General features: G+C 44.5%; 18 protein-coding genes. 11 read left to right on the top strand and 7 right to left on the bottom strand.

Features of this window, described 5'->3' with window-relative positions; translation table 11 throughout:
• Nucleotides 1–29 precede the first annotated feature (29 nt).
• Nucleotides 30–575: a DUF924 family protein gene (locus tag AB4493_RS12410; protein ID WP_372155057.1), complete on the top strand. Its 546-nt coding sequence runs from the start codon at nucleotides 30–32 to the stop codon at nucleotides 573–575.
• A gap of 95 nt (nucleotides 576–670) precedes the next feature.
• Here the strand turns inward: AB4493_RS12410 and AB4493_RS12405 are convergent, their stop codons facing one another.
• The 5 genes from AB4493_RS12405 to leuA form a co-directional block, all read right to left on the bottom strand.
• Entirely contained in the window at nucleotides 671–1,453 is a 783-nt protein-coding gene (locus tag AB4493_RS12405; protein WP_017061387.1) for a DUF547 domain-containing protein, read from the bottom strand.
• A 156-nt stretch (nucleotides 1,454–1,609) separates the two neighbouring features.
• The gene (leuD, locus tag AB4493_RS12400) at nucleotides 1,610–2,212 is read right to left on the bottom strand and encodes a 3-isopropylmalate dehydratase small subunit (RefSeq protein WP_017062937.1); all 603 of its coding nucleotides are present in this window, start codon (nucleotides 2,210–2,212) and stop codon (nucleotides 1,610–1,612) included.
• 14 nt (nucleotides 2,213–2,226) lie between these two features.
• Nucleotides 2,227–3,639, bottom strand: coding sequence for a 3-isopropylmalate dehydratase large subunit (leuC, locus tag AB4493_RS12395; RefSeq protein ID WP_372073167.1), 1,413 nt, complete (start codon nucleotides 3,637–3,639; stop codon nucleotides 2,227–2,229).
• 117 nt (nucleotides 3,640–3,756) lie between these two features.
• A complete protein-coding gene (leuB, locus tag AB4493_RS12390; protein WP_017061390.1) occupies nucleotides 3,757–4,848 on the bottom strand; it encodes a 3-isopropylmalate dehydrogenase in 1,092 nt (363 codons plus the stop codon).
• A 97-nt stretch (nucleotides 4,849–4,945) separates the two neighbouring features.
• Complete coding sequence (gene leuA / locus AB4493_RS12385; protein WP_229647478.1) at nucleotides 4,946–6,493, bottom strand: 2-isopropylmalate synthase; 1,548 nt, start codon at nucleotides 6,491–6,493, stop codon at nucleotides 4,946–4,948.
• Nucleotides 6,494–7,061: 568 nt separating this feature from the next.
• Here leuA and AB4493_RS12380 point away from each other — a divergent pair.
• From AB4493_RS12380 to AB4493_RS12335, 10 genes are all read left to right on the top strand, one after another.
• Nucleotides 7,062–7,721, top strand: coding sequence for a TetR/AcrR family transcriptional regulator (locus AB4493_RS12380; RefSeq protein WP_136973941.1), 660 nt, complete (start codon nucleotides 7,062–7,064; stop codon nucleotides 7,719–7,721).
• On the top strand, nucleotides 7,721–9,058 hold the full coding sequence (locus tag AB4493_RS12375; RefSeq protein ID WP_050053092.1) for an efflux RND transporter periplasmic adaptor subunit: 1,338 nt from the start codon (nucleotides 7,721–7,723) through the stop codon (nucleotides 9,056–9,058). The genes AB4493_RS12380 and AB4493_RS12375 overlap by 1 nt, the downstream gene beginning before the upstream one ends.
• A complete protein-coding gene (locus tag AB4493_RS12370) occupies nucleotides 9,055–12,162 on the top strand; it encodes an efflux RND transporter permease subunit (RefSeq protein ID WP_372155055.1) in 3,108 nt (1,035 codons plus the stop codon). The genes AB4493_RS12375 and AB4493_RS12370 overlap by 4 nt, the downstream gene beginning before the upstream one ends.
• Before the next feature lie 306 nt (nucleotides 12,163–12,468).
• A complete protein-coding gene (locus AB4493_RS12365) occupies nucleotides 12,469–12,993 on the top strand; it encodes a phosphatase PAP2 family protein (RefSeq protein ID WP_372155054.1) in 525 nt (174 codons plus the stop codon).
• A gap of 54 nt (nucleotides 12,994–13,047) precedes the next feature.
• Nucleotides 13,048–14,103 (top strand): MJ1255/VC2487 family glycosyltransferase, encoded by a 1,056-nt coding sequence (locus AB4493_RS12360; protein ID WP_372082794.1) that lies wholly within the window; start codon nucleotides 13,048–13,050, stop codon nucleotides 14,101–14,103.
• 346 nt (nucleotides 14,104–14,449) lie between these two features.
• Nucleotides 14,450–15,409: a transcriptional regulator LeuO gene (gene leuO / locus AB4493_RS12355; protein ID WP_372155053.1), complete on the top strand. Its 960-nt coding sequence runs from the start codon at nucleotides 14,450–14,452 to the stop codon at nucleotides 15,407–15,409.
• A gap of 201 nt (nucleotides 15,410–15,610) precedes the next feature.
• Nucleotides 15,611–17,419 (top strand): long-chain fatty acid--CoA ligase, encoded by a 1,809-nt coding sequence (locus AB4493_RS12350; RefSeq protein ID WP_372155052.1) that lies wholly within the window; start codon nucleotides 15,611–15,613, stop codon nucleotides 17,417–17,419.
• Nucleotides 17,420–17,879: 460 nt separating this feature from the next.
• Nucleotides 17,880–19,637, top strand: coding sequence for an acetolactate synthase 3 large subunit (locus AB4493_RS12345; RefSeq protein WP_017062926.1), 1,758 nt, complete (start codon nucleotides 17,880–17,882; stop codon nucleotides 19,635–19,637).
• 1 nt (nucleotide 19,638) lies between these two features.
• Nucleotides 19,639–20,133 (top strand): acetolactate synthase small subunit, encoded by a 495-nt coding sequence (ilvN, locus tag AB4493_RS12340; protein ID WP_008219984.1) that lies wholly within the window; start codon nucleotides 19,639–19,641, stop codon nucleotides 20,131–20,133.
• Between the two features lie 113 nt (nucleotides 20,134–20,246).
• On the top strand, nucleotides 20,247–22,130 hold the full coding sequence (locus AB4493_RS12335; RefSeq protein ID WP_017068819.1) for a diguanylate cyclase: 1,884 nt from the start codon (nucleotides 20,247–20,249) through the stop codon (nucleotides 22,128–22,130).
• Between the two features lie 580 nt (nucleotides 22,131–22,710).
• On the opposite strand, the gene AB4493_RS12330 is transcribed toward AB4493_RS12335, so the two are convergent.
• Complete coding sequence (locus AB4493_RS12330; RefSeq protein ID WP_080582236.1) at nucleotides 22,711–23,382, bottom strand: GntR family transcriptional regulator; 672 nt, start codon at nucleotides 23,380–23,382, stop codon at nucleotides 22,711–22,713.
• A 176-nt stretch (nucleotides 23,383–23,558) separates the two neighbouring features.
• The gene (gene pykF, locus AB4493_RS12325) at nucleotides 23,559–24,971 is read right to left on the bottom strand and encodes a pyruvate kinase PykF (RefSeq protein ID WP_017061403.1); all 1,413 of its coding nucleotides are present in this window, start codon (nucleotides 24,969–24,971) and stop codon (nucleotides 23,559–23,561) included.
• Nucleotides 24,972–25,245: the final 274 nt, after the last annotated feature.

Below are 25,245 nucleotides of genomic sequence, written 5' to 3'. Positions count from 1 at the left end.
TTACTCGGTTTTTTATTAAAGGGAATTATATGACGGTAACGTATCAGGATGTTCTAGAGTTTTGGTTCGATGAGTTGACGCCTAAAGATTGGTTTACTGGCGGCGCCGAGATTGACACTTTGATAGAGTCTCGATTTTCTGAATTGCATAAAGCAGCCATTCAAGGCGAGCTATTTGAGTGGCGCCAAACTGCGCAAGGACGATTGGCTGAGGTTATCGTACTTGATCAGTTTTCTCGAAATATTGGTAGAAAAAGTCCGACAGCATTTTCTGCTGATCCGATGGCGTTGGCTCTAGCCCAAGAGGCGGTAGCGGGTGGTTTTGATCACCAGCTTAACGAGCAACAGAAAAGCTTCCTGTATATGCCTTATATGCACAGTGAATCTTTGTTAGTCCATGAACAAGCCGTGGAACTCTTTTCTCAAACGGGATTAGAGCATAATCTGGACTTTGAGTTTAAGCACAAGGTTATCATTGAGCGATTTGGTCGCTATCCGCACCGTAATGAGGTGTTAGGGCGAGCTTCGACTCCCGAAGAGATTGAGTTCTTGCAGCAACCGGGCTCAAGCTTTTAATTGTAGAAATACGGTCAAAGAATTGAGAAGAGGCTAGAGGTTAATAAAAACCTCTCGCCTCTTTTTTACTTTAGTGATCAACTTTAGCCTTAGAGCTAGTTTGCTTGGTTGAGCGACCAATCGTATTCATAACTGATGTTTTGAGTATTGGTTACTGCTTCAATTCGATATTGTTCTAAGTGCTGAATAAGCTGTTTCTTCGTACCAAAATCCACAGCAAACCATTCGTAAATCGATGATAGTTGAAGCTTATTGTTTGTAACCATCACGCCTTTGTCACTGCTTACAAACTCAGTTGCAGCTTGCTCTAGCAAGGCTTCAGTATTTTTAGAGGTAAAAGCGTCAGGTTGTAAGTTAGGGCAACCTAGGCTGGCACAGTTCACTGCATAATGCGTGCGAGGATCTTGCCAAATTGGTCTTAGGATTCGGTGTTCAATGTCATTGAGTGTCAGTGATTTCCCATTAACGACTACCACATCATCCCCCCACGGACCGAAACTAAATAGTCCGCCAAGTTTAGTTATTGATTTGATCGGGTAGGCATCAAGAATCAAATCGACAGTCACGGCGTTATATAGATTAACCCAGTAGGCATACTGCTCCGCTTTTGAATAGTTGAGCGGATTCACCTGTTCGAGTTGCTTGATGTATTGCTTAAGTTTGGTCTTATCGGCAGTGTTTACCGCTTTATAGCTAACTAACGTATTTTGCCCCTGTTTAACCAAGTAGCTATCGAGGAATTGCTGCCAATCTTGATGAGATACCTGTTCTAGGTTGGTTTCGTCGCTTTGCTTCCAGTATGGCCAAAGATCGGATTTAGGCGCAGACCAAGCTAAGGTTGAGAAAAGTAGGCTGACAATAAAAAGTAGTTGTTTCATGGCATTCTCCTGATGACTGACTACTAAGACCTTAAGGCTTACCATTTTCTTTCATTGCTCTTCATTTAAATAAACATATGAAGTTAAGTTAAAAGCTTAGCCAAATAAAAAAGGTTGGCACTTGGCCAACCTTTAGATTTATTCAGAAACGTCTCATTATTTTAGGAAGCTAGGAATCTTAGCTTCAAACTCTGAGATCTTATCGGCATGTTGAAGTGTAAGGCCGATATTATCTAAACCATTCAGTAAGCAGTGACGACGGAACTCATCAATTTCAAACGAGTACTCTTTGCCGTTCGCGCTGACTTTCATTGCTTCTAGATCAACCGTAATTTCTGCACCTTCATTCGCTTCAACGAATTGGAATAGCTCATCCACTTCTTGCTCAGTCAATCGAACTGGCACCATTTGGTTGTTGATCGAGTTACCGTAGAAAATGTCGGCAAAGCTTGGTGCGATCATTACTTGGATACCGTAATCGGCAAGCGCCCACGGTGCGTGTTCACGAGATGAACCACAACCGAAGTTTTCACGAGCTAAAAGAATTGAAGCGCCTTGGTAGCGAGCTTCGTTCATTACAAAATCAGGGTTTGGCTGTTGGCCTGCATCGTCTAGGAAGCGCCAATCGTGGAACAAGTGCTTACCAAAACCGATGCGGTTTACTTTCTGTAGAAACTGCTTTGGAATAATCGCATCAGTATCGATGTTGGCCGTATCTAGAGGAACGACTAATCCGGTGTGTTGTTGAAAACCTGACATGTTAAATCCTCTAATTAAAGTTCACGAATATCGACAAAGTGACCAGCGATCGCTGCCGCGGCAGCCATTGCAGGGCTAACTAGGTGCGTACGACCATCACGGCCTTGGCGACCTTCAAAGTTACGATTTGATGTAGAAGCGCAGCGCTCTTGTGGACCTAGGCGGTCGTTGTTCATTGCAAGACACATAGAACAACCTGGTAGGCGCCACTCAAAACCTGCTTCTTTGAAGATAACATCCAAACCTTCAGCTTCAGCTTGTGCTTTAACTTGCTCTGAACCCGGAACGATAAGCGCTTGAACATGTTTCGCTACTTGACGGCCTTTCGCTACCGCTGCTGCTGCACGCATGTCTTCGATACGAGAGTTAGTACAAGAACCCACGAACACTTTATCTACGTTGTAATCAGATAGAGATTTACCGGCTTCAAGACCCATGTAAGCCAGCGCTTTTTCAGCTGATGCTTTTTCTACAGGGTCTGCGAAGCTTTCTGGTGCAGGGATTGGTGTGTCTACTGAGATAACCTGACCTGGGTTGGTACCCCAAGTGACTTGTGGTTTGATGTCTGCCGCTTCTAATGTAACAACTGCATCGAATTCTGCATCAGCATCGGTTTTTAACGTATCCCAGTATTCGATTGCTGCTTCTAGGTCTTCGCCTTCTGGAGAGAACTTGCGACCTTTGATGTACTCGTATGTCGTTGCATCTGGAGCGATTAAGCCTGCTTTAGCGCCAAGCTCGATTGCCATGTTACATACTGTCATACGACCTTCCATCGTAAGGTCGGTAATTGCCTCACCACAGAATTCAACTACGTAGCCAGTACCGCCAGCAGCCGTTGTTTTACCGATGATCGCTAGCACGATGTCTTTTGCAGTGATGCCAGGAGTAACCTTGCCTTTTACTTCGATCTTCATGGTTTTAGCGCGAGCTTGTTTTAGCGTTTGCGTAGCTAGAACGTGTTCCACTTCTGAAGTACCGATACCAAATGCTAGTGAACCAAATGCACCGTGTGTAGCCGTGTGCGAGTCACCACATACGATGGTCATGCCCGGTAGCGTAATACCTAGCTCAGGACCCATTACGTGCACAATACCTTGGTATTTGTGGTTTAGATCGTAAAGCGTGACACCAAACTCTTCACAGTTCTTCGATAGCGTTTCCATTTGGATACGAGCCATCTCACCAGAAGCGTTGATGTCTTTAGTTTGTGTCGATACGTTGTGATCCATGGTCGCGAAAGTCTTGCCAACTTGGCGAACTTTGCGGCCTTTCTCACGCAAGCCATCAAATGCTTGAGGTGACGTTACTTCGTGAACTAAGTGACGATCGATATAAAGAATTGGTGTTTCGCCCTTCGCTGCAACCGCAACGTGAGCGTCATAAACTTTTTCGTATAAGGTTTTTGCGTGCTGGTTTGTCGACATAGCTTTTCTTCCTTGGGAGCATCAGTCCCAGTGTTTGTTTCGAGCCAAGTCATGCGGTTTACGCTGACTTGGCTTGATATTATTCTTATGTACTTGCTTCTAATCGGAGCCTTTAGCTTATGAAGCTAAGATGTACTCAGCGATCTTGTCACCCATTTCAGAGGTAGTCAGCGCTTGGTTTTTGCCAGCAAGGTCTGCCGTTAGCTCGCCTGCAGAAAGTGCTTTAGAAACCGCTGCTTCGATGTCTTGTGCTGCCGCTTCTTCGCCTAGGCTGTAACGAAGCATTAGGGCTGCAGAAAGGATTTGCGCGACTGGGTTTGCGATGTTCTTACCTGCGATATCTGGTGCGCTGCCACCTGCTGGTTCGTATAGGCCGAAGTTGCTTTCATTTAAACTTGCAGAAGGAAGCATACCCATAGAGCCAGTGATCATTGCGCACTCATCAGAGATGATGTCACCAAAGATGTTTGAACATAGCATTACGTCAAACTGAGATGGGTCTTTGATTAGCTGCATGGTCGCGTTGTCGATGTACATGTGGTTTAGCGTGACATCTGGGTAATCTTTTGCGATTTCTTCAACCACTTCACGCCATAAGATAGAGCTCTGCAGAACGTTTGCTTTATCGATTGAGTAAACGTTTTTGTTACGTAGACGTGCAGATTCAAACGCAATCTTGGCAATACGTTCGATCTCGTAACGGTGGTAAACCTCGGTATCAAAAGCTTTCTCAGTTGCGCCTTCGCCTTCACGACCTTTAGGTTGGCCGAAGTAGATGCCGCCTGTTAGCTCACGAACTACAACGATGTCGAAGCCGTTACCTGAAATGTCAGCACGCAAAGGCGAGAAAGACTCTAGACCTTTGTGGATTTGTGCAGGACGTAGGTTACAGAACAGTTGGAAGTGTTTACGGAGAGGAAGTAGGGCACCACGCTCTGGTTGATCGTTTGGTGGAAGGTGTTCCCACTTAGGGCCGCCAACCGAGCCAAATAGTACTGCGTCAGATTCTTCACAGCCTGTTACTGTCGCTTCTGGAAGTGGACAGCCGTGGTTATCAATTGCGATACCACCAACATCATACTCTTCACGAGAAAAGCTAATCGCATGCTTCTTTTCAATCGCGTCTAGCACTTTGTGTGCTTGCTGCATTACTTCTGGGCCAATGCCATCACCAGGTAGTACGGCAATCTTGTATGATTTATCAGTCATGTTAATCCTTTAATTCTTGTTACTGAGCTCTTTCGCTCGTTTTAAATTTTGTCCCTAAAGCCAATAACATCGGCTCTAGGGCTCTGTTATTGGGTGTTTAAACTGTTGCGATTCTTTGCTGTTTCATTTCAGCAATGGTGTCTGCGCGTTGAATGCTATTAATAACGTGCAGTAGCGCCTGACCAGAGGCCTCAACGATATCCGTTGAAACGCCCGTACCGTGGTACTTACGGCCTTTATAGTTAGCAATAATATCAGCTTGGCCTAAGCCATCTTCGCCTTCACCTTTCGCGGTAAGGTCGAATTTATCCAATGCAATTTCGTAACCCGTTAAGCGGTAGATACATTGGTATAAAGCATCAACAGGTCCGTTACCGACAGCCGCTTCGCACTTCTCTTCATCACCACATTGCAGCTTGATGCTGGTGGTAGACATAACACTACCAGATTGTACGCTTAGGTAGTTAAGTTTATAGAAGTCATCTTCGTCACGTAGATTTGCGAAGTGCATTAGTGCTTCTAGGTCGTAATCGAATACTTGGCCTTTACGGTCAGCCAGTTTCAAAAAGTCTTCGTACAATGAATCTAGGTTGTACTCATTGTCTTTGTAGCCCATTGCGTCCATGTGGCTCTTAACAGCGGCTCGGCCACTACGGCTTGTTAGGTTCAAGGCTTTGTTTTTCAAGCCAATAGACTCAGGAGTCATGATCTCATAAGTGTTCTTGTTCTTTAGCATGCCATCTTGGTGAATACCTGAAGAGTGGCTGAATGCGTTAGCACCGACGATTGCTTTGTTGTCTTGAATTGGCATGTGGCAAAGCTGACTTACCAACTTACTGGTACGGTGGATCTCCTTGTGATCCAAGCCAGTATGAACACCCAAAAGCTCTTGACGAGTTTTGATGATCATTGCTATTTCTTCTAAAGAACAATTACCTGCACGTTCGCCAATACCATTGATTGTGCCTTCAATTTGGCGAGCGCCCGCTTGCACAGCTGCAATTGAGTTAGCAACCGACATACCCAAGTCATCGTGACAGTGAACAGAGATGATTGCTTGGTCGATGTTTGGAACGCGATCAAATAGCGTTTTGATAATGCCACCAAACTCGTTAGGTACTGTGTAGCCCACTGTGTCTGGAATGTTGATGGTTTTCGCGCCCGCGTTGATTGCCGCTTCAACCATACGACATAGGTTGTCGATAGGTGTACGACCGGCATCTTCACAAGAGAACTCAACATCGTCTGTGTAGTTGCGCGCATGCTTTACCGCTTTTACTGCCATATCGACAACATCGTCGTAGCTACGGCGTAATTTATCTTGCACGTGAACCGTTGATGTAGATATGAAGGTGTGAATACGGAACTGCTCAGCGACTTTTAACGCTTCTGCAGCGGCATCGATATCCTTCGCTACAGCACGAGAAAGTGCACAGATTCGGCTGTCTTTAATATTTTTTGCGATGGTTTGTACTGACTCAAAGTCGCCTGGTGATGACACCGGAAAGCCCGCTTCAATAACATCTACACCCAGTCGTTCAAGTGCATAAGCGATCTGTAATTTCTCTTTTACCGTTAAGCTTGCAGCCAACGCTTGCTCGCCATCACGTAAGGTCGTGTCAAAAATTATCACTTGATCGTTCATGGGTGCTTCCTTATATCGATAATGAATCGATTGCTATCCAAATTATTATTAAGAATGATGTTCTTTTAAAAGTGCCAGTTACAAAAAAACCCGCTCAGCGCGGGTTTTAATATTTGTGTAGTTCTTGACCCACAACTTACCCGCGCGATTGGTTCACGATAAGGAGAAGTTTCAGCAGTCGAGAAGAAGAAAAAATCATTACACAAATATCCGTAAATAAACTGTTAACATCATATTTACCGCAATTTATTCTGAGCGTCAAACAAGAAAATCCAATATCAGCTTGCTTTGGCGGTGTTTTTTTTTGGTTTGTGCTGCTTGCGTGTTGTTTGCTGGTGTTATCAGCTGATTGAGTGTTTTGTACTGGGCGGTTAGTTTATCGTTTGGCTGATGTGTAGGTTAAAACTTTGTAGTAAATCTTTTTGATGGAACGATTCACCAATAAAATTAAAAGGGTGGCTAAATTAATTAATCACTTGATTAAATAGTGAGTAATTAATCTTCTACAACCATGTCGATTTATCCCTATAATTAATCGTTTGATTAATTATAGAGATGGATTTTTGCCATGACGGCACGAAAAGCGGGGCGACCTCAAAAGAACTTAGATGTTCGACAGTTATTGATTGAGCATGCTCGTGATCTGTTTGTCGTTCAAGCATACGACAAGGTCTCGACGCGCCTGATTGCTGAGCGTGCGGGTGTGAATATAGCGATGATCCGCTATTACTTTGGTAGTAAGGCCGGGCTGTTTGAAGCGATGCTGCGTGAAACGCTACGACCGATGCAATTGCAGATGCAGAGGTTGGTTGAAGAAAGCAGTCATGAGAACTTTCTTGATTTAATGAGGACTTACTACAAAGAGATGGTCAAGGTGCCGAAGTTTCCTCGCTTGATAGCCCAAGTGATGAATATGCCTCCCTCTGAAGTGCAAAGAGAGTTGCTCGAAAAGGTTTTCCTCGATGTTGCAAAGCCAGCCCAAGATGTCATTTTTGAAAAGCTGGTTGAACAAGGCATCTTAAAACAGAACATGGATCCAAAATTGTGCCGTGTTTCGTATGTAAGCTTGATGGTGTTTCCTTTCATCGCTCCGCCGCCTTTATTGGCAATCCATGGGATTGAAATTAATGAAGAATTTCTTAATCGTTTAATCGAACACAACATTCAACTGATGACTGAAGGCTTTATCAATGCGCCGAGCCCTTCTTCCGTGCAGGACCAAAGATAATGAAAATAAATAAAAAACTACTATTCTTTCCAGCACTTGCGGTTGGTGTGATTGGCCTTGTCGCCGCGATTAACTTGAAGCCGGATCTTCCAACCAAACCTGCGGGTGATAGGGCTCGCTTAGTTGATACTGTGAGCCTAGAACAACAACTGATAGCGCCGTTAGCGGTCGGCTTTGGCAAAGTGGTGCCTAAAGTTGAATGGAAAGCGATTGCTGAGGTGACAGGACAGATCGTGTATCGACATCCAGATCTTGAAAAAGGCCAGGTGATCCCTGCAGGAACGGTCGTGCTCAAGGTTGATCCATTGGATTACGAATTGAAACTGATACAAGCAGAGGCGGATCTAAAATCAAGCCAAACCTCATTAGCGAAATTGAATCAAGAAGAAGACAACCTTAATCAGACTCTTAAGATCGAAAAGAATCGTTTGGTGATCAGCAATAAAGAGCTACAACGTAAACAGGATCTGCGTAAGAAAGGGCTCACCTCTCAATCGGATGTCGACCTGCAACAACAAAGCGCATTGTCTCAGCAGAAGTTGGTATTAGATATCGCGAACCAAATCGCGTTGATGCCAGATGAAAAGCGTGTTGCGGAAGCGGTGATTAAGGTCAACGTGTCTAAGGTAAAAGAGGCGCAGCGCTCTCTCGATAAGACCACGATCACTTTGCCAAGAGCGATGCGAATTGCTCAGGTTGATATCGAACAAAATCAAGTAGTTAACCTTCAGCAGGAGATGTTTATTGCTCACGGGATTAATGTCATGGAAGTGGAGGCGCAACTTTCTATTCACGATATGCAAACTTTAGCCTCCAGCTTTAACCAGTTCCCTCGTGATGCTGCAGGAATCCCTAATCCTTATGAAGCGCCAATCAAAGCAAGCATTCAACTTAACAGTGGCAACCTTAACCTCAGTTGGCCTGCGAAGGTGGCAAGAATCAGTGAAACGGTTGATGAAAACCAAGCGACGGCGGGGATTATTCTCGAGATCGCTCAAGATTACTCGCAATTGCAACCAGACAGCGCAACGCCTTTGGTTAACGGTATGTTTGTCAAAGCCGAGATTGAGGGTGTCGCGAATCTAAGTTGGGTGGTTCCAGAGCGAGCACTGCATGGTGATAAGGTTTACCTGATGGATGACAACCAGCGTTTGCAAGTGGTCAATGTTGAAGTGCTTTATCGCAGAGACAATCAAGTGGTTGTGAGTGGAGAGCTACAAACTGGAGATAAACTGGTTCTCAATGATGTCCTGCCAGCAATAGAAGGCATGTTACTGAGAGAGTCCAACTCTGAAGAGGCTGAGCTTGAATCAGATACTCAGGAGAGTGCGTCATGATCAAGTTTTTCTCTCGGCACCCAACAGCAGCAAACTTGTTGATGCTTGGGTTGTTGATCTTGGGTATAAGCTCACTATCAACCATCAAACGTGAAACCTTCCCCGCTTACGATCCGCCTTACATTATGGCTGCGATTGTTTATCCCGGCGCCTCTCCACAAGAAGTGGAAGAGAGCTTGTGTGTGCGAATGGAAGATGCAGTAGACGGCTTAGCCAACATTGAAGAAACTCAGTGTGAAGCCATCGAAGGCAGCGCTCGTTTAATTCTAAAGTTAAATGAAAAAGCGGACATCGGCCGAATGCTGGTGGATGTGCAAACCCAGATCAACTCGATCAATGATTTCCCAACTGAGATTGAATCGCCTGTTGTTCAAGAGCTAGATTGGAATGAACCGGTTGTCGATATCGCTATAACAGCCGAAACGTCGTGGCCAGAACTTAAGGCCTACGCGGAAGATCTTAAGCGCACCATGAAGCTTGATTACGATGTCTCTTTGGTCGAGGTTAGCGGCTTCTCGGATCATCAATATCGAGTGGAACTGGATACCCAAGCTATTCGTCAGTTGGGTTTGAGTGTCGGTGATATCGCGGATCAAATTGGTCGACAGAATGTAAAACTGCCGAGTGGTAACGTTGAAACACCAGACAAAAACTTTCTGATTCGTTTCGACGAGAGACGAGTTACGCCTGTTGAGCTGGAAAGCATCGTGGTTGGATCTGCGCCTAATGGCTCGGTGATTCGTTTGAGAGACATAGCCAAAATAACCGACCGCTTTGAGCTTGATGAGCAAAAGGTGCTATTTGATGGCAAGCCTTCAGCGCTGCTTAAGATCAGTAAGAACAAAGAAGACGATGCGCTGCGAATCAAAGAGAACGTAACACGATTCGTTGAAGATCAAAGCGCGATTGCTCCTGATGGCGTGACACTACAAATGACCAACGATCTCTCATCTGTGCTTTGGGATCGTCTAACCATGATGGTGAGCAATGGCTGGCAAGGTATTGTGCTGGTGTTCGCCACCATGTGGCTGTTCTTCAGCTTACGTTATTCATTTTGGGTGGCGGCAGGGTTGCCAGTGGCCTTCCTTGGTGGCTTGTTCTTAATGGCCAACCTTGGTTTGTCGATTAACATTATGTCGCTGGTCGGGTTGTTGATGGCGATTGGTATCATGATGGATGACGCCATCGTGATAGCCGAATCGATAGCCTCCCACTTAGATAGGGGACAAAGCGTCGATGATGCGGTGTACAACGGCGTTAAGAAAGTGTTTCCCGGAGTGTTGTCTTCTTTCTTAACCACGGTGTGTATTTTCGGTAGCTTACTGTTCCTAGATGGCGAGATGGGCGCGGTGCTTAAGGCCGTTCCTCAAGTATTGATTTTGGTGCTGTCGTTGAGCTTAATCGAAGCCTTCCTAATTCTGCCTAATCACCTGTCTCACTCGCTGCATAAAGAAAAAAACGATAAGCCAGCGCTGCGCTTTAAAGTGGTGTTGCTTGAGAAGTTTGAGAACTTCCGTAATACCACTTTGATGAACATGGTTGAGAAAGTCGTGACCTTCCGCTACGCCTTTATGGGCGGAGTGATTACGCTGTTGTTACTTTCGGTCGCCTTGATTGCTGGTGGTGTTGTCAAATTCCAACCGTTCCCTGAGTTGGATGGCGATATTGCCGAGGCGCGTATCATTCTTCCGCCGGGGGCGTCACTGTCTCAAACCGAGATAGTGGTCGATAAGATTGTTGCATCAGCCGAGCGTTTAAATGCGCAGTGGAGCGAAGAGGTCGAAGAAGGCAACACCTTGGTTGAGCACATTACTAGCCAATTTAATGCCAACGCAGATGCCAACGAATCTGGTCCGCACTTAGCTACCGTGCGCTTAGACTTACGCGGAGCTGAGAGCCGTAACACGGTTATTGATGACTTTATTGATGCATGGCGAGAAGACATCGGTGACTTGGCTGATCCTATCTCGTTAGTTTTCAAGCAACCGACCATGGGACCGGGCGGCCGTGCGATTGAGATTCGTGCTAAGCATGATGACCTGAGCGCATTGAAATCGGCTTCTTTGGATATTCAGGAATACCTTAATCAGTTTGATGGCGTGCACGGCGTGCTGGATGACATGCGTATGGGTAAAGAAGAGATTTTGGTGAAGCTGCGTCCGGGCGCTGAGACCTACAATGTGAATGGACAGATGATCGCTTCCCAATTACGTGCGGCTTTCTTTGGTCAGACAGCGGATGAGATTCAAATCGGTGTTGAGAATATCTCGATTGAAGTTCGTCTTGATAAAGAACAAGCGGGTGATTTACAGCAGCTGGCTAACTTCCCAATCATCACTGCAGACGGCAGTCAGATTCCATTAGCAACATTGGCAACGTTAGATTTTCAGCGTAACTATGTGCGAATCCAACGTATCGATGGGTTGAGAACCATCAGTATCTTTGGTGATATTGATAATAAGAAAGCGAGTTCATCCGCGATTTTGGCTCAGTTCCAAAAAGATGAAGCCGCCAAACTTATTCAGAAGTACCCGGGTTTACGCTTTGATTTCGAAGGGGAGGCCAAGGATGCAGCCAAGACTGGCGCTTCGATGGGCAAAGGATTCTTGCTCGGCTTATTCGGCGTGTTTGCGATTCTTAGCTATCAGTTCAGAAGCTATTTAGAGCCTGTGGTCGTGATGTTAGCGATTCCACTCGCTTTTATTGGGGTGGTCGTTGGTCACTGGATACTTGGCCATTCTTTGAGTATGCCAAGCATGATGGGCTTTGTGTCGCTTGCCGGTATTGTGGTTAATGATTCCATCTTGTTGGTGCAGTACATTCGTCACCATGTCGATGAGGGAGATAGCGTGCATGACTCGGTGGTGAAAGCCAGTCGCGAGCGTTTCCGAGCGGTATTCTTGACCTCAATGACGACTGCGGCAGGTTTGCTACCGCTGTTGACGGAAACCAGCTTACAGGCTCAGGTTATCCAGCCACTGGTTATTTCGATCGTATTCGGCATATTTGCCTCGACCTTATTAGTATTGTTTATGATCCCAGCGGCCTACGCGATATTGGCGGATTTCGGTTTGGTGAAAAAGCACGAGCCATTAGCGCTATAACTTTTAGTGCTATAGCCTTTAGCGCTATTATCATTAGCGAGCACTATTATCATTAGCGAACGCTATAACCATTAACACGATAGAAGTAGCGTTTGCTTGCTTATATAAAGAAGTAAAAACATAGAAGAATAAAGCGGCCTTGGGTCGCTTTATTTTTATCGACAGTTTCTAGGCCTCATCAGCTTGCTTAGCGAAAGCGGTCAATTCGCCTCAAAATTCATTTTAGTTCATTCAAAACGTCACTTAACTGTCATTTCAGGAGCATAACTTGAGCCTTAACTGAATAAGGATTGTTAAGGAGATTGTATGCGTACTATCGAACCTATTGTCCGCTGGGATGTGGCATTTTCTGTTTTCTGTTTAAACAGCCGTTATAGCGGACAACAGGCGACACTCAGTAAGGCGGTGTCTCATACTGGAGATGGACACCTTTATGTTTTGATTGCCTTGATTGCACTGCTGGTCGATAGCAACACCGGTCGAGACTTTCTTTTGGTGGGCTTAACCGCCTTCGCAATCGAACTGCCTATTTACTGGTTTGCTAAAAATACCCTCAAGCGCCGTCGACCAGCTGAATTCTCTTCACTACTTCACTCTCATATTGTGCCATCCGATAAATACAGTCTGCCTTCAGGGCATTCCGCTGCTGCTTTTGTTATGGCGACCCTAATCGGGCATTTCTATCCGATCTTGTACCTCTTTAGCTTGGTGTGGGCAACTGCGATTGCAGGCTCTCGAATCCTGCTCGGTGTGCACTTTTTAACGGACGTACTGATTGGCGCAGCCTTGGGCATCGCTTGTACCAGCCTAGCTATCAGCTTCATCCTGTAATTATTTTGTTGGCAACCACTGCCGAGCTTAAGTGGTAAATTTAAAGGAACATGCATGAAAATTTTATATGGCGTACAAGGCACAGGAAATGGGCACATCGCTCGAGCGAGAGCAATGGCCGTCGCTTTTCGTCAGCAAAATATTGATGTCGATTTTCTGTTCTCTGGGCGAGATGAGAGCAAATACTTTTCGATGGAAGCGTTTGGCAACTATCAGACCCGCAGCGGCTTAACTTTTTACAGCGAGCAGGGGCAGGTTAAATACGGCAAAACATTCATGAAGAACAACATCTGGCGATTTCTCCGTGAGATTAACCAGATCGATCTTACGCCTTATGACTTAGTGATTAATGATTTTGAGCCTGTCACTGCATGGGCGGCTAAGAGACAAGGTGTGCCATGCATTGGGATAAGCCACCAGAATGCGTTTCGTTATGATGTACCCAAAGAAGGGGGCAACTGGATTGAACATTCAGTGATTCAACATTTCGCCCCAACCGAGCACTCTATTGGCTTGCACTGGTATCACTTTGAACAGCCGATTTTGCCGCCTATCGTTCACACGCTGGTTGGTGATCAACAAATAAAAACAACACAAGATTTTACGTTGGTCTATTTGCCATTTGAGGATCTTGAGTCGATCTCAGAGCTGCTGATGAAGTTCATTTCGCAAAACTTTGTCTGTTACCACCCGGATGTGATTGAGCATAGCCGAGTTGAAAATATTGAGTTCAAACCACTGAGTCATGCGGGCTTTCAATTCGACCTCAATCAGTGCTCTGGTGTGGTCGCAAATGGCGGCTTTGAATTGCCATCTGAAGCCCTAACTTTGGGGAAGAAATTGCTTCTCAAACCACTCGAAGGACAGTTCGAACAACAGAGCAATGTGGCGACGCTAGAGGCCCTTGGGTTAGCTCAAACCATGACGTTTTTAGATGCGGCTATCTTGCGCGCTTGGCTCAGTGAAAAACAGGCCGAAGTGGTCACCTATCCAGACGTGGCAAGTGCACTCGTTGAGTGGGTATTAGCAGGGAATTGGTCTAATCAAGATGATTTAAGAAAGCAACTTTGGGACAAGGTCGACTTTCCAAGTTATGCATCGCTCACCTAACTCATAAGTGCTATTTCTGAATTGGCCGGTTGAACAATTCACGAGTTCAATAAGTTGTAACAAATGTAACCAAACGATAGAACAGCTAAATAAGTCGAAATTAAACTCATAAGTGACGCATTTTATGTTTTTTTATAACTCTATAAATAATTGATTTTTAGATGTTGTTTAATCATTAAGGTAAAATAAAATTATTCTTTATCAATCTTGTTGGTAGCTCGAGATGCATTGGTTAATAGTAATGTCAATCCGAAAAACATCGGTCTGATAAATATAAGAATTAGTGGTTATCTATTCTCATACCATTACCAATTTAACGCTGTCGAACCGACAAGAGGCAACTTGAATGTTAGATAAGAAAGACGCAATGAGTGCTATTGCAAGCTACAGAATGGAAAGCACACTTCGTGGAGTCGACTTAAATCTTTTGACTGTATTTGATGCAGTTATGCAAGAGCAAAACATTACACGTGCAGCTCACAATCTGGGTATGTCTCAGCCTGCTGTAAGTAACGCTGTTGCTCGTCTAAAAGTGATGTTTAACGACGAACTATTCATGCGTCAAGGTCGTGGTATTCAACCGACTCAACGTGCTCGTCAGTTGTTTGGTCCAATCCGCCAAGCGCTACAGTTAGTACGCAACGAACTACCAAGTTCTGTGTTCTCTCCAGAGTCGTCTTCTCGCCTGTTCAAACTAGCGATTTGCAGCCCTTGTGATATGCGTTTTGCTCCTAAGATTATGTCGACAATCAACGAGCAAGCACCTAGCGTGAAACTGCACATGGATGCTGAATTCGATCGTCAACTTTCTGAGCGTATGCGCTACCAAGAAATCGACTTCGTTATTGATTACGCTCGTTTTGATGAGCAAGGCTTCTCAAGCACTGAAATCTTCCAAGACGAATTAGTTGTGGTTGCTTCTGCTTCTCACCCACGTATCAACGGTGAAGTTTCTGCGGCAGAGCTGCTTAACGAAAAGCACGCAAAACTGTCTCGCATCCATGGTCAACGTAGCTTCTCTGAGCAAGCTTACCGTGACCTAGACTGCATGCCTTTCTACGAAGGCACGAGCCTAAGCAACGTTCTTTACGTTGTAGGCCAATCTGAACTAGTAACAATTGCTCCTCGTTGGATGGTAGAACATGCAGCAAACAAAGAGCAGCTTCAGATTCTAGATTTCCCATTCGATAATGCGGCGATTTCTGGCTTCCTAAGCTGGCACGAATCAAGTGAAAAGGACAAAGGACACATTTGGTTACGAGATCAGTTAATGATGATCTGTGGCGAAGTAGTGGCACTTAACTAGACACTAATCCCTATGATTTATAAGCCCTAAGCTAGGAGACTGGCTTGGGGCTTTTTTGTACCTGCTATTTTTGTTGATAGAAAACTTAGCGTGAGACGTACTATTACTTATAACTTTGAGCTTCATCAGTTGCCTTTTCCATGATCAGAGGTACACTTGTGCGCTCAAAAAAGCTTACAGGTGTAAGCCAAAGGTAAAGAGATGGCCAATTTAGATTTTCATATCGTAAAAAGACTTCGTGACCAAATTGCCCAAGGCGGCAACCGTACAGCTTTGAAGCACAAAGTAGACAATGTATGGCAAGGCATTAGCTGGGAACAGTTTGGACAACAAATCGATACGCTTTCATTAGCACTGTTGGCTCAAGGACTGAGAGTTCAGGATAAGATCGGTATCTATTCGAATAATATGCCTCAATGGACAGTGGCAGATTTTGCATCTTTACAAGCGCGTCTTGTGACTGTGCCGATTTATCCGACGAACACAGCAGCACAGTCTTCTTACATCATCCAAAACGCAGATGTGAAGATCTTATTCGTTGGCGAACAGGTTCAATTCGATGCGGCTGTTAGCCTGTTTGAAGAGTGCGAACAGTTAGAAGTGGTTATTGCTATGTCTGATGACATTGACCTCCAAGGCCACAACTTTGCAGTATCGTGGACTGACTTCATGGCGCGTGGCGTTGAAGCACAACAAGCTGAACTTGACATGCGTCTTGCTGATGCAAGCATGGACGACTTACTGACTCTTATCTATACCTCTGGTACCACAGGTCAGCCAAAAGGCGTAATGCTTGATTACACCAATATTGGCTACCAGTTAGAAGGCCACGATGAGCGCCTTAGCCTAAGCAAAGACGATGTCTCACTGTGTTTCCTACCTCTGTCACACGTATTTGAGCGTGCTTGGACGTTCTACGTTCTCTATAAAGGCGCAACCAACTGCTACCTGCAAGACACGATGCAAGTGCGTGATGCGTTAAGCGATGTGAAACCAACAGTAATGTGTGCGGTTCCACGTTTCTATGAGAAGATCTTCTCTGCGATTCACGAGAAGGTATCTAAAGCGCCATTTATTCGTAAAGTGCTATTTACTTGGGCGGTGAACATGGGAGCAAAGCTTTCAGTTTGTCACCAGGAAGGTCGTACTCCATCGTTAATTCTGAAAAAGAGCCATGCACTAGCCGATAAGCTTGTGCTATCTAAACTGCGCGCTCTACTAGGTGGCAACATCAACTTTATGCCATGTGGTGGCGCAAAGCTTGATGAGACGATTGGTCGTTTCTTCCATGCTATCGGTATCAACGTAAAACTTGGTTACGGCATGACAGAAACCACAGCAACAGTATCTTGTTGGGATGACCGCTGTTTTAACCCTGATTCGATTGGTATGTCGATGCCGGGCGCAGAAGTAAAAATTGGTGCGAAGGACGAGATTCTTGTTCGTGGTCCAATGGTGATGCGTGGCTATTACAAGATGCCAGAAGAGACAGCTAAGACATTCGATGAGCACGGTTTCTTGAAAACTGGTGATGCGGGTCATTTTGATGAAAATGGTAACCTGTTCATTACTGATCGTATCAAAGAGCTGATGAAAACTTCTGGTGGTAAGTATATTGCCCCGCAAGTGGTTGAAGGTGCGATTGGTAAAGATCACTTTATCGAACAGATTGCTGTTATCGCTGATACACGCAAATTCGTTTCTGCGCTGATTGTTCCTTGTTATGACTCGCTAGAAGAGTACGCCAAAGAGCTTAATATCAAGTATCACGATCGCGTTGAGCTGGTTAAGCATCACCAAATCGTCGAGATGCTAGAAAAGCGTGTGAATGACCTACAGCAAGAACTGGCTAAGTTTGAGCAAGTGAAGAAATTCAAACTGCTACCAAAAGCATTTTCTATGGATGATGGTGAACTGACACCAACTCAAAAATTGCGTCGTAAAGTTATCAACGATAAGTATCAAGACGAAATCGAAGAAATGTACAACGAAAAGCCTAAAGATAAGTAGTTTTCTGCTTAGATAAATTTTCAGTTGTTTAAAAATCCCCCTACGAATGTGATTGCATTTTTAGGGGGATTTTTTGTATCTAATGACACAGCACAATGTGCGAAAGCGCACACCAGCAAGCTCGTGGTTTATCGATAAATAGCAATCTATTAAAATATTAAGTGCTTTTTTTTGTTCGCTAACTAGTGTTTAAACCTAGCGTGGGGGGCTGGGTTGGGTTTTATTTAATGCTTTGAGCTAATAGTTGGTTTTTTGGCACAGTTGCCGAATAACAGGTGTTAGACCAGATGATAATAAAGCGTTAAAGTTGTTTCGTATTACTGTTTGTTGTTATCACGACAGACAGCCATAGCCGAAAAAGTGGAAGTATTTCGAATTAGGCTACGAATAAGCCCTAGACTATGAAAAACCAGCCCAACATGTTCACCAAATATGATTGGAAACTGGTGAGGAGAGCAATATGACAACAAAACCTGAAACAGCCATGTCATCCGGCGCTGAAATGTTATCCGGCGCTGAGATGGTGGTGCAGTCTCTAATTGAAGAGGGTGTAGAACAAATCTTTGGTTACCCAGGTGGTTCTGTACTTGATATCTACGATGCGCTGCATGCTAAAACTGCTGAAATCAAACACGTATTAGTACGACACGAACAAGCTGCTACCCACATGGCAGATGGCTATACTCGTTCTACCGGCAAACCGGGCGTAGTACTTGTGTGTTCTGGTCCAGGTGCGACCAATACCGTTACTGGCATTGCAACAGCCTACATGGACTCAATCCCAATGATTGTTATTTCTGGTAACGTACCAAATAACCTTATTGGTAACGACGCCTTCCAAGAGTGTGACATTGTGGGTGTATCACGCCCGATCGTTAAACACAGCTTCTTAGTTAAGAAAGCGGAAGATATCCCTGAAGTCGTTAAAAAAGCATTCTATATTTCAACGACAGGACGTCCCGGTCCTGTGGTTATTGATCTGCCGAAAGACATCTTAAACCCACAAATCAAGCTTCCTTATGAATACCCAGAAACGCTCAAAATGCGTTCGTATAACCCAACGGTTACGGGTCATAAAGGTCAGATCAAAAAGGCGCTAAAAGCCCTTCTTGAAGCGAAGAAGCCGGTACTTTATGTCGGTGGTGGTGCGGTTATTTCTGAGGCAGATAAGCCGCTGTTAAAATTAGCAGAGGCACTGAATTTACCTGTGGTAAGCACCCTAATGGGGCTTGGCGCTTTCCCTGGCACCCATAAGAACTCTTTGGGTATGTTAGGCATGCATGGTTTATATGAAGCCAATATGGCGATGCACAATGCGGATTTGATCTTTGGTATTGGCGTACGTTTCGATGATCGAACGACTAATAACCTAGATAAGTACTGCCCTGATGCGAAGATCATGCACATTGATATCGACCCATCTTCGATCTCTAAGAACGTAAAAGTGGATCTACCGATTGTAGGTTCTGCTGAAAAGGTTCTAGAGAGCATGGTGAACTTGCTCGTTGAGCAAGGCGGCACTAACGATGCAGAAGCGATTGAAAGCTGGTGGAGTGAAATCAAGCAGTGGCAAGAGCGTGACTGCCTAGCTTACGAGAAATCGTCTGAGCGCATCAAACCACAGCAAGTAATTGAAACACTGCATAAAGTAACCAATGGCGATGCCTATGTTGCTTCTGACGTAGGTCAACACCAAATGTTTGCTGCTTTATACTACCCGTTTAACAAGCCACGTCGTTGGATTAACTCTGGTGGTCTAGGCACGATGGGCTTTGGCCTGCCTGCTGGTATGGGCGTTAAGTTTGCTAAGCCAGATGAAGAGGTGGTTGTGGTAACCGGTGACGGCAGTATTCAAATGAATATCCAAGAGCTGTCGACAGCACTGCAATACAATATCCCGGTTAAGATTATTAATCTTAATAACCGTTTCCTAGGCATGGTAAAACAGTGGCAAGACATTGTTTATCAAGGCCGTTACTCTAACTCATATATGGACTCTGTTCCTGATTTTGCTGCTATCGCTGAGGCTTATGGCCACGTTGGTATGCGCATTTCATCTCCGGATGAACTGGAATCAGGTTTGGAAAAAGCACTAGCGATGAAAGACCGTTTGGTATTTGTCGATATTAGTGTGGATGACACCGAGCACGTATACCCAATGCAGATCAAAGGCGAGGGTATGGATAACATGTGGCTAAGCAAAACGGAGAGAACATAATATGAGACACATTATTTCACTACTAATGGAAAACCAACCTGGTGCGCTTTCTCGTGTGGTTGGCTTGTTTTCTCAACGTGGCTACAACATCGAGTCTTTGAACGTATCTCCAACCGATGATCCGACGCTGTCTCGTTTGAACGTCACTACTAACTCGAGCGAAATGCAGCTTGAGCAGATTCAGAAACAGCTACATAAGCTAATCGACGTACTTAAAGTACAAGAAGTGTCTGAGCTTGAGCATATTGAACGTGAGCTGTTGATGGTAAAAGTACGTGCGAGCGGCTTTGCTCGTGCGGAAGTGAAGCGCACAGCGGATATCTTCCGTGGTCAGATTGTTGATGTCACGGCTTCTCAATATACGGTTCAAATGGCGGGTACTAGCGAGAAACTGGATGCCTTCATTCAGGCACTGTCTGAAGTGACGGAAGTGCTTGAAGTTGCTCGAAGTGGTGTTGTTGGCATCGCACGAGGCGAACGTGCGTTGAAAGCCTAGACGATAAGTCTTTAAAAAATAACTTAAAAGCCGCTTTTTTAAGCGGCTTTTATTTTGTTAATTTTATAGAGTGCTATAATCCCGCGCTGCACTTCCATTCATCTGAGTTAGCAATGCGAAATAAAAAATCAATAATTACATTGCTGATTATCTCTATCATATTGTCTTCTGCAGTATGTCTGTATTATTTGCAGCGCTACAAAGAAGTAAAACAGCAGAGCTTTGACTACTCAGCTAAGCAAGCCGTTCATCAGTTAGTGTATGCCAAGCGAGATTATGATCTTCTCAAGACTCAGTTAGTCTCGGTCATGGAGCTACTCAGTCATAGCCAGAGCTTGGTTAACTTTGCTTCCTCTCCCTCAGACCAAACCAAACATCTACTTGAAGAGGTCTGGCAATCTGTTCTCGTGAACCAGAAGTGGTATACACAAATCCATCTGTTAGATGTCACTGGCAAAGAATTGGTGCGTGTTAACTACTCCTCTGATACCGGTAGAGTGACGTTTCCTCAACAGCTGCAAGATAGGTCGGATTCTAACTACTTCCAATACGCTCAAAAACTAGAAGCCGAACAGATTGGCGGTTGGGGTATTGAGCTTGAAACTGAGCATGGTGAAGTCACCTTCCCTTATTCGCCGGTAATCCGTGTCTTTACCCCAGTAGAAACCCCTGACGAAAGAGTAGGCTACCTCGTCATCAATCTTGATGTATGGGGCTTATCGTCGCGTCTGAGCTTTTCACCAGATAACGATCTTAGAGCAGAAGTTCTCAATGACGCGGGTTACTTCATCGCGAGTAACAACAGCGGTAAGTTGTTCGGAGACTCTATTCCTGAAAGAAAAGGCTATAACCTGAAAAATATCGCGCCGAAGACGTGGGATGCGATCTCCAATGATCAGGTGGGATACGTTTTTGAAGATGGTAATTTGTTTGCCTTTAACACGGTTATGCTCGCGAACAGTCAAAAGGTCCATTTACTGATTCAACTTAATCAAAAGCAACTGATGGATCGGGCTGAGCGTGATCTAGATGATTTGGCCCATGAAGAGATCATTGTTCTGATTACGGTGCTGATATTCGCTTTCCCGTTTGCTTACCTGGTGACGCACTGCCGACGCCGAAGCCTAGAGAGTAAATTGGCACGAGCCGCATTGAATGGTATGTCGGCAGTGATGATCTCTGACAAGCAGCACCGCACAATGATGATCAACAACGAATTTGAGAACATGACTGGGTACTGCAAAAAACAGGTGATCGGTCAAAATGCATTGCAGTTGCTGCTTGAGAATACCGACCAAGTGCTCTCAAGCTCGGCTATTTGGAGTCATTTAGAGCAAGAAGAAGTATGGGAAGGGGAGGTTCAGTGTAAGAACAAGCTGCGTATTCCTTTTACTGCGATCATGCGAGTGCATGCGGTCAAAAACAATTCAGGCAAAGTCAGTTACTACATCACCTCGTTGGTTGATATTTCCGTAAGGAAGGAGCTTGAGGTACGTTTGAGGATTTTAAGTGAACGTGACTCTTTGAGTAATCTCTGGAACCGACGAAAATTCGAAGAGCAGCTGGCCTACTATTCTCGCTTAGTTGAGCGTTACCCGATCGAAGCGACCACCTGCTTAGCCTTGGTGGACATCGATAACTTCAAGCGAATCAATGATGAGCTTGGCCACGACGAAGGTGACCGTGTGATCGCTGGTGTTGCTAAACTTCTGCAAGATAGCCTTCGTGGGACGGACTTTGTTGCACGTGTCGGAGGAGAAGAGTTTGCACTCTTGATGCCACACACGTCTCTGCCAGAAGCAAAGCGCGTATTGGATCGCTTGCGAATAGAGATTGAACTGGCAGCCGGAACTAAGGTAACGGTGAGTGTTGGCTTTACTGATTTAACAAGTAACAGTACTCGCTCATACAAGTGTGCCGATGTTGCGCTTTACGAATCTAAATCGTCTGGTCGTAATACGGTCTCTATGTGTCCTAGCTACGATGATGTCGCTTAGGTTCGCTTCTATCTAGTCCTGTCTTCTCTTTGCTTCACCTCTTCAAGCTGGCCCCGACTCACTTTATCTCTCCCCCTTTTTATAGGAATCTCACTTTTGAGCGACCTATGTCACAAAATCTATACAGTTAGACTAAAGTCTAATGCTGGTGGAAATTTGAGCTAAAATGAACAATAAGTAAACTACCTTGCTTCAGATTACATCGTGCTTAACGGTGTAATAAATAGAGTGTTTACCAGATGTAAAAGGATGACACCGTTAACTTAATTCAACTGATTAGCTAGCCTTTTCAATGGTTTGAAAGGCAGCAGTAGAATTAGGTTAGCTGGAGCAAGAGTTTGGGGATCATACAGTCTGGTTAAAAGAGGCGTGGTATGTTTGTCGATTTTTTAGTGAGGTTAACCATAGGCACATTAGCCATTCTTGGCTTTCAATTGAGTGCTTTGTATTTTTTACCTATGGTTGTGCTACTCAATACTCATCACAAAGAGTTTTTTGGGTGGTAGTTCAGTCGTAATACTGGAAACAAAAAACGGAGCCATTGGGCTCCGTTTTTATTTGGTTAGAAGCTACTTTAGCGTTATGCCGCTTCGATAACTTCTTCAATTCGTTTCATTGAACCTAGCAGGTGTTGATCAAGCAGTTCAGTCGCTTGTTCTACATTCTTAGAGAGTACTAGTTTCATGATCATTTCGTGTTCATCAATATTGAACAGATCATCTGATGCGCTTTCTGCAGACATAGCGAGGAAGCGGTAACGTTTCACTTGGTTAATTAGGTCATCAAAGAACTTAAACATGTTCTCTGAATCTGCACCTTCAAGCAGTGCGACATGGAATTGCTGGTGGCGCTCTTCCCATTCTACACAGTCAAACTCTTCAGATACGTACTGTACTCGCGATAGTTTATGGTAAGACGTTAGTACATCCAGTTCCCAGCTCTCATCACCTGCTGCAATCGCTTTTTTAAGCAGAACCGATGATACAACACGAAGGCTTTCGTATAGGTCATTCAGTTCTTTCTTTGATACAGGAGATACCCAGCAGCCTTTTTGTGGCTCTAGCTTTACGTATTTGCTCCAAGATAACTGTACCAAGGCTTCGCGAATAGGGGATGCGCCAACGTTGTAGCGTGCTTTTAGATCAGCAACAACAAGCTTTTGGCCTGGGGTTAACTCACCATTAAGAATATCTTGGCGAATCATCTTTGATACTTTGTCAGTGAGCGTAGGACTAGACATTACAAACCTCATCTATATATGATTTCTAGTCTGCTAATCCGTCTCTTAGAAAGAGTCAGTTGGAGGTTAACAGTACGTAGTTCTATTGTGATTGATAATACAGCGTACTGAAAAGTTAGGCAAGATTTTGTTTCATAAAAAAAGAGGGCCGAAGCCCTCTTTTATATTTTATGCGAATCGGTTCATTCTTATAGAACGTGAACAGATGCCGTGTTTGTAGTACCAGAAGCTACTAGAGCACCAGAAACCATAACTACGATGTCGCCTTTGTTACCTAGGCCAGATTGTAGAGCGATTTCTTTACCGTTGATGTAGAACGCGTCTGTGTTCTCGATAGAGTCAACAAGAACTGGCTTAACACCTTTAGTAAGAACTAGCTGTGCAGCTGTCTTTTCGTTAGTTGTTAGAGCTAGGATGTTTGCAGTTGGGAAGTACTTACGTACTGAACGTGCAGATTTACCGCCTTCAGTTGCAACAACGATTAGAGGAGCAGCTAGCTTCTCTGCTGTGTCTACGGCGCCTTTACATACTGCTTCAGTGATGCGTAGACGTGGGCTGTCTAGACGAGAACCTAGCTCAGCTTTAAGAGCTGAATCAGTACGGTTCGCGATTTGAGCCATGATAGTAACAGCTTCAACTGGGTACTTACCTTTAGCAGTTTCACCAGAAAGCATTACTGCATCAGTACCATCCATGATTGCGTTCGCAACGTCACCCGCTTCAGCACGAGTTGGACGTGGGTTGCTGATCATAGAGTCAAGCATTTGAGTTGCAGTGATAACCATCTTACGTGCACGGTTACACTTCTCGATCATCATCTTCTGAGCGAAGATTACTTCTTCAGCTGGGATTTCAACACCTAGGTCACCACGAGCAACCATGATGCCGTCAGAAGCTTCAAGGATTGAATCGAAGTTATCTACACCTTCTTGGTTTTCAATCTTAGAAATGATGTGGATGTTCTCGCCGCCGTTAGCGTTTAGAAGCTCACGGATTTCTTTAACGTCTTCTTCTTTACGGATGAAAGAAGCAGCAACGAAATCTACGCCTTGCTCACAACCAAACTTAAGGTCAGCTTTGTCTTTCTCAGAAAGAGCAGGAAGTTGAACAGAAACGCCAGGAAGGTTAACACCTTTGTTTTCGCCTAGAGCACCGTTGTTAAGAACTTTACACTTAACTTCAGTTTCTGTTGTTGCGATAACTTCCATTTCGATTAGGCCGTCATCAACAAGGATAGTGTTACCTGCTGTTAGGTCTTTAGCGAAACCTAGGTAAGTTACTGCTACTACGTCTTTGTTACCAACAACTGTTGCGTCAGTTGTGAAAGTGAACTCTTGACCAGCTACTAGATCTACGTCGTTACCATCTTCAAGTTTGATAGTACGAATTTCTGGACCTTTAGTATCTAGAAGGATAGCAAGTTGCTCACCTTTGTTTTCCATTACTTTACGGAAGTTCGCGATACGAGTGCCGTGCTCTGCGAAATCACCGTGAGAGAAGTTAAGACGCATAACGTTCATGCCAGCATCTACTAGTTCAGTTAGCTTCTCTACAGATTCAGTTTTAGGGCCAATCGTACATACGATTTTGGTCTTTTTCATGGAAGGTACTCTCCGGTAAGTATTGTTACAATTTGAAATTTATTTAAGTTCTGAAGATTGGTCCGCTACATCAACATTTTGTGCCTGTTGTGTAAAAGCGCGGGACTTCCAATATGTCCTTCAGAGTTGTAAGTCTTTCATCAATTTTAGTCATTTTATGACTAAAAGATTTTGATTCAATATCGGTTTTCTGTGACTTACCCCACTATATAGGGGGTAAGTTGCAAAAAAATAACAGTCAGTTTTGTAATTTTTTTTCTTTTCGGGTGCGGAT

The sequence above is a fragment of the Vibrio sp. 10N.222.55.A1 genome, assembly GCF_041473835.1.
In the GTDB taxonomy this organism is placed as follows: Bacteria; Pseudomonadota; Gammaproteobacteria; order Enterobacterales; family Vibrionaceae; genus Vibrio; species Vibrio crassostreae_C.
Note: the sequence above shows the minus strand (reverse complement) of the source record. Positions and strands in the feature narration are given on the sequence as shown.

What these genes read in the sequence shown, in the direction of transcription:
- AB4493_RS12410 (WP_372155057.1), top strand. Translation starts at nt 30, where the DNA reads ATGACGGTAACGTATCAGGATGTTCTAGAGTTTTGGTTCGATGAGTTG.
- AB4493_RS12405 (WP_017061387.1), bottom strand. Translation starts at nt 1,453, where the DNA reads ATGAAACAACTACTTTTTATTGTCAGCCTACTTTTCTCAACCTTAGCT.
- leuD (WP_017062937.1), bottom strand. Translation starts at nt 2,212, where the DNA reads ATGTCAGGTTTTCAACAACACACCGGATTAGTCGTTCCTCTAGATACG.
- leuC (WP_372073167.1), bottom strand. Translation starts at nt 3,639, where the DNA reads ATGTCGACAAACCAGCACGCAAAAACCTTATACGAAAAAGTTTATGAC.
- leuB (WP_017061390.1), bottom strand. Translation starts at nt 4,848, where the DNA reads ATGACTGATAAATCATACAAGATTGCCGTACTACCTGGTGATGGCATT.
- leuA (WP_229647478.1), bottom strand. Translation starts at nt 6,493, where the DNA reads ATGAACGATCAAGTGATAATTTTTGACACGACCTTACGTGATGGCGAG.
- AB4493_RS12380 (WP_136973941.1), top strand. Translation starts at nt 7,062, where the DNA reads ATGACGGCACGAAAAGCGGGGCGACCTCAAAAGAACTTAGATGTTCGA.
- AB4493_RS12375 (WP_050053092.1), top strand. Translation starts at nt 7,721, where the DNA reads ATGAAAATAAATAAAAAACTACTATTCTTTCCAGCACTTGCGGTTGGT.
- AB4493_RS12370 (WP_372155055.1), top strand. Translation starts at nt 9,055, where the DNA reads ATGATCAAGTTTTTCTCTCGGCACCCAACAGCAGCAAACTTGTTGATG.
- AB4493_RS12365 (WP_372155054.1), top strand. Translation starts at nt 12,469, where the DNA reads ATGCGTACTATCGAACCTATTGTCCGCTGGGATGTGGCATTTTCTGTT.
- AB4493_RS12360 (WP_372082794.1), top strand. Translation starts at nt 13,048, where the DNA reads ATGAAAATTTTATATGGCGTACAAGGCACAGGAAATGGGCACATCGCT.
- leuO (WP_372155053.1), top strand. Translation starts at nt 14,450, where the DNA reads ATGTTAGATAAGAAAGACGCAATGAGTGCTATTGCAAGCTACAGAATG.
- AB4493_RS12350 (WP_372155052.1), top strand. Translation starts at nt 15,611, where the DNA reads ATGGCCAATTTAGATTTTCATATCGTAAAAAGACTTCGTGACCAAATT.
- AB4493_RS12345 (WP_017062926.1), top strand. Translation starts at nt 17,880, where the DNA reads ATGACAACAAAACCTGAAACAGCCATGTCATCCGGCGCTGAAATGTTA.
- ilvN (WP_008219984.1), top strand. Translation starts at nt 19,639, where the DNA reads ATGAGACACATTATTTCACTACTAATGGAAAACCAACCTGGTGCGCTT.
- AB4493_RS12335 (WP_017068819.1), top strand. Translation starts at nt 20,247, where the DNA reads ATGCGAAATAAAAAATCAATAATTACATTGCTGATTATCTCTATCATA.
- AB4493_RS12330 (WP_080582236.1), bottom strand. Translation starts at nt 23,382, where the DNA reads ATGAGGTTTGTAATGTCTAGTCCTACGCTCACTGACAAAGTATCAAAG.
- pykF (WP_017061403.1), bottom strand. Translation starts at nt 24,971, where the DNA reads ATGAAAAAGACCAAAATCGTATGTACGATTGGCCCTAAAACTGAATCT.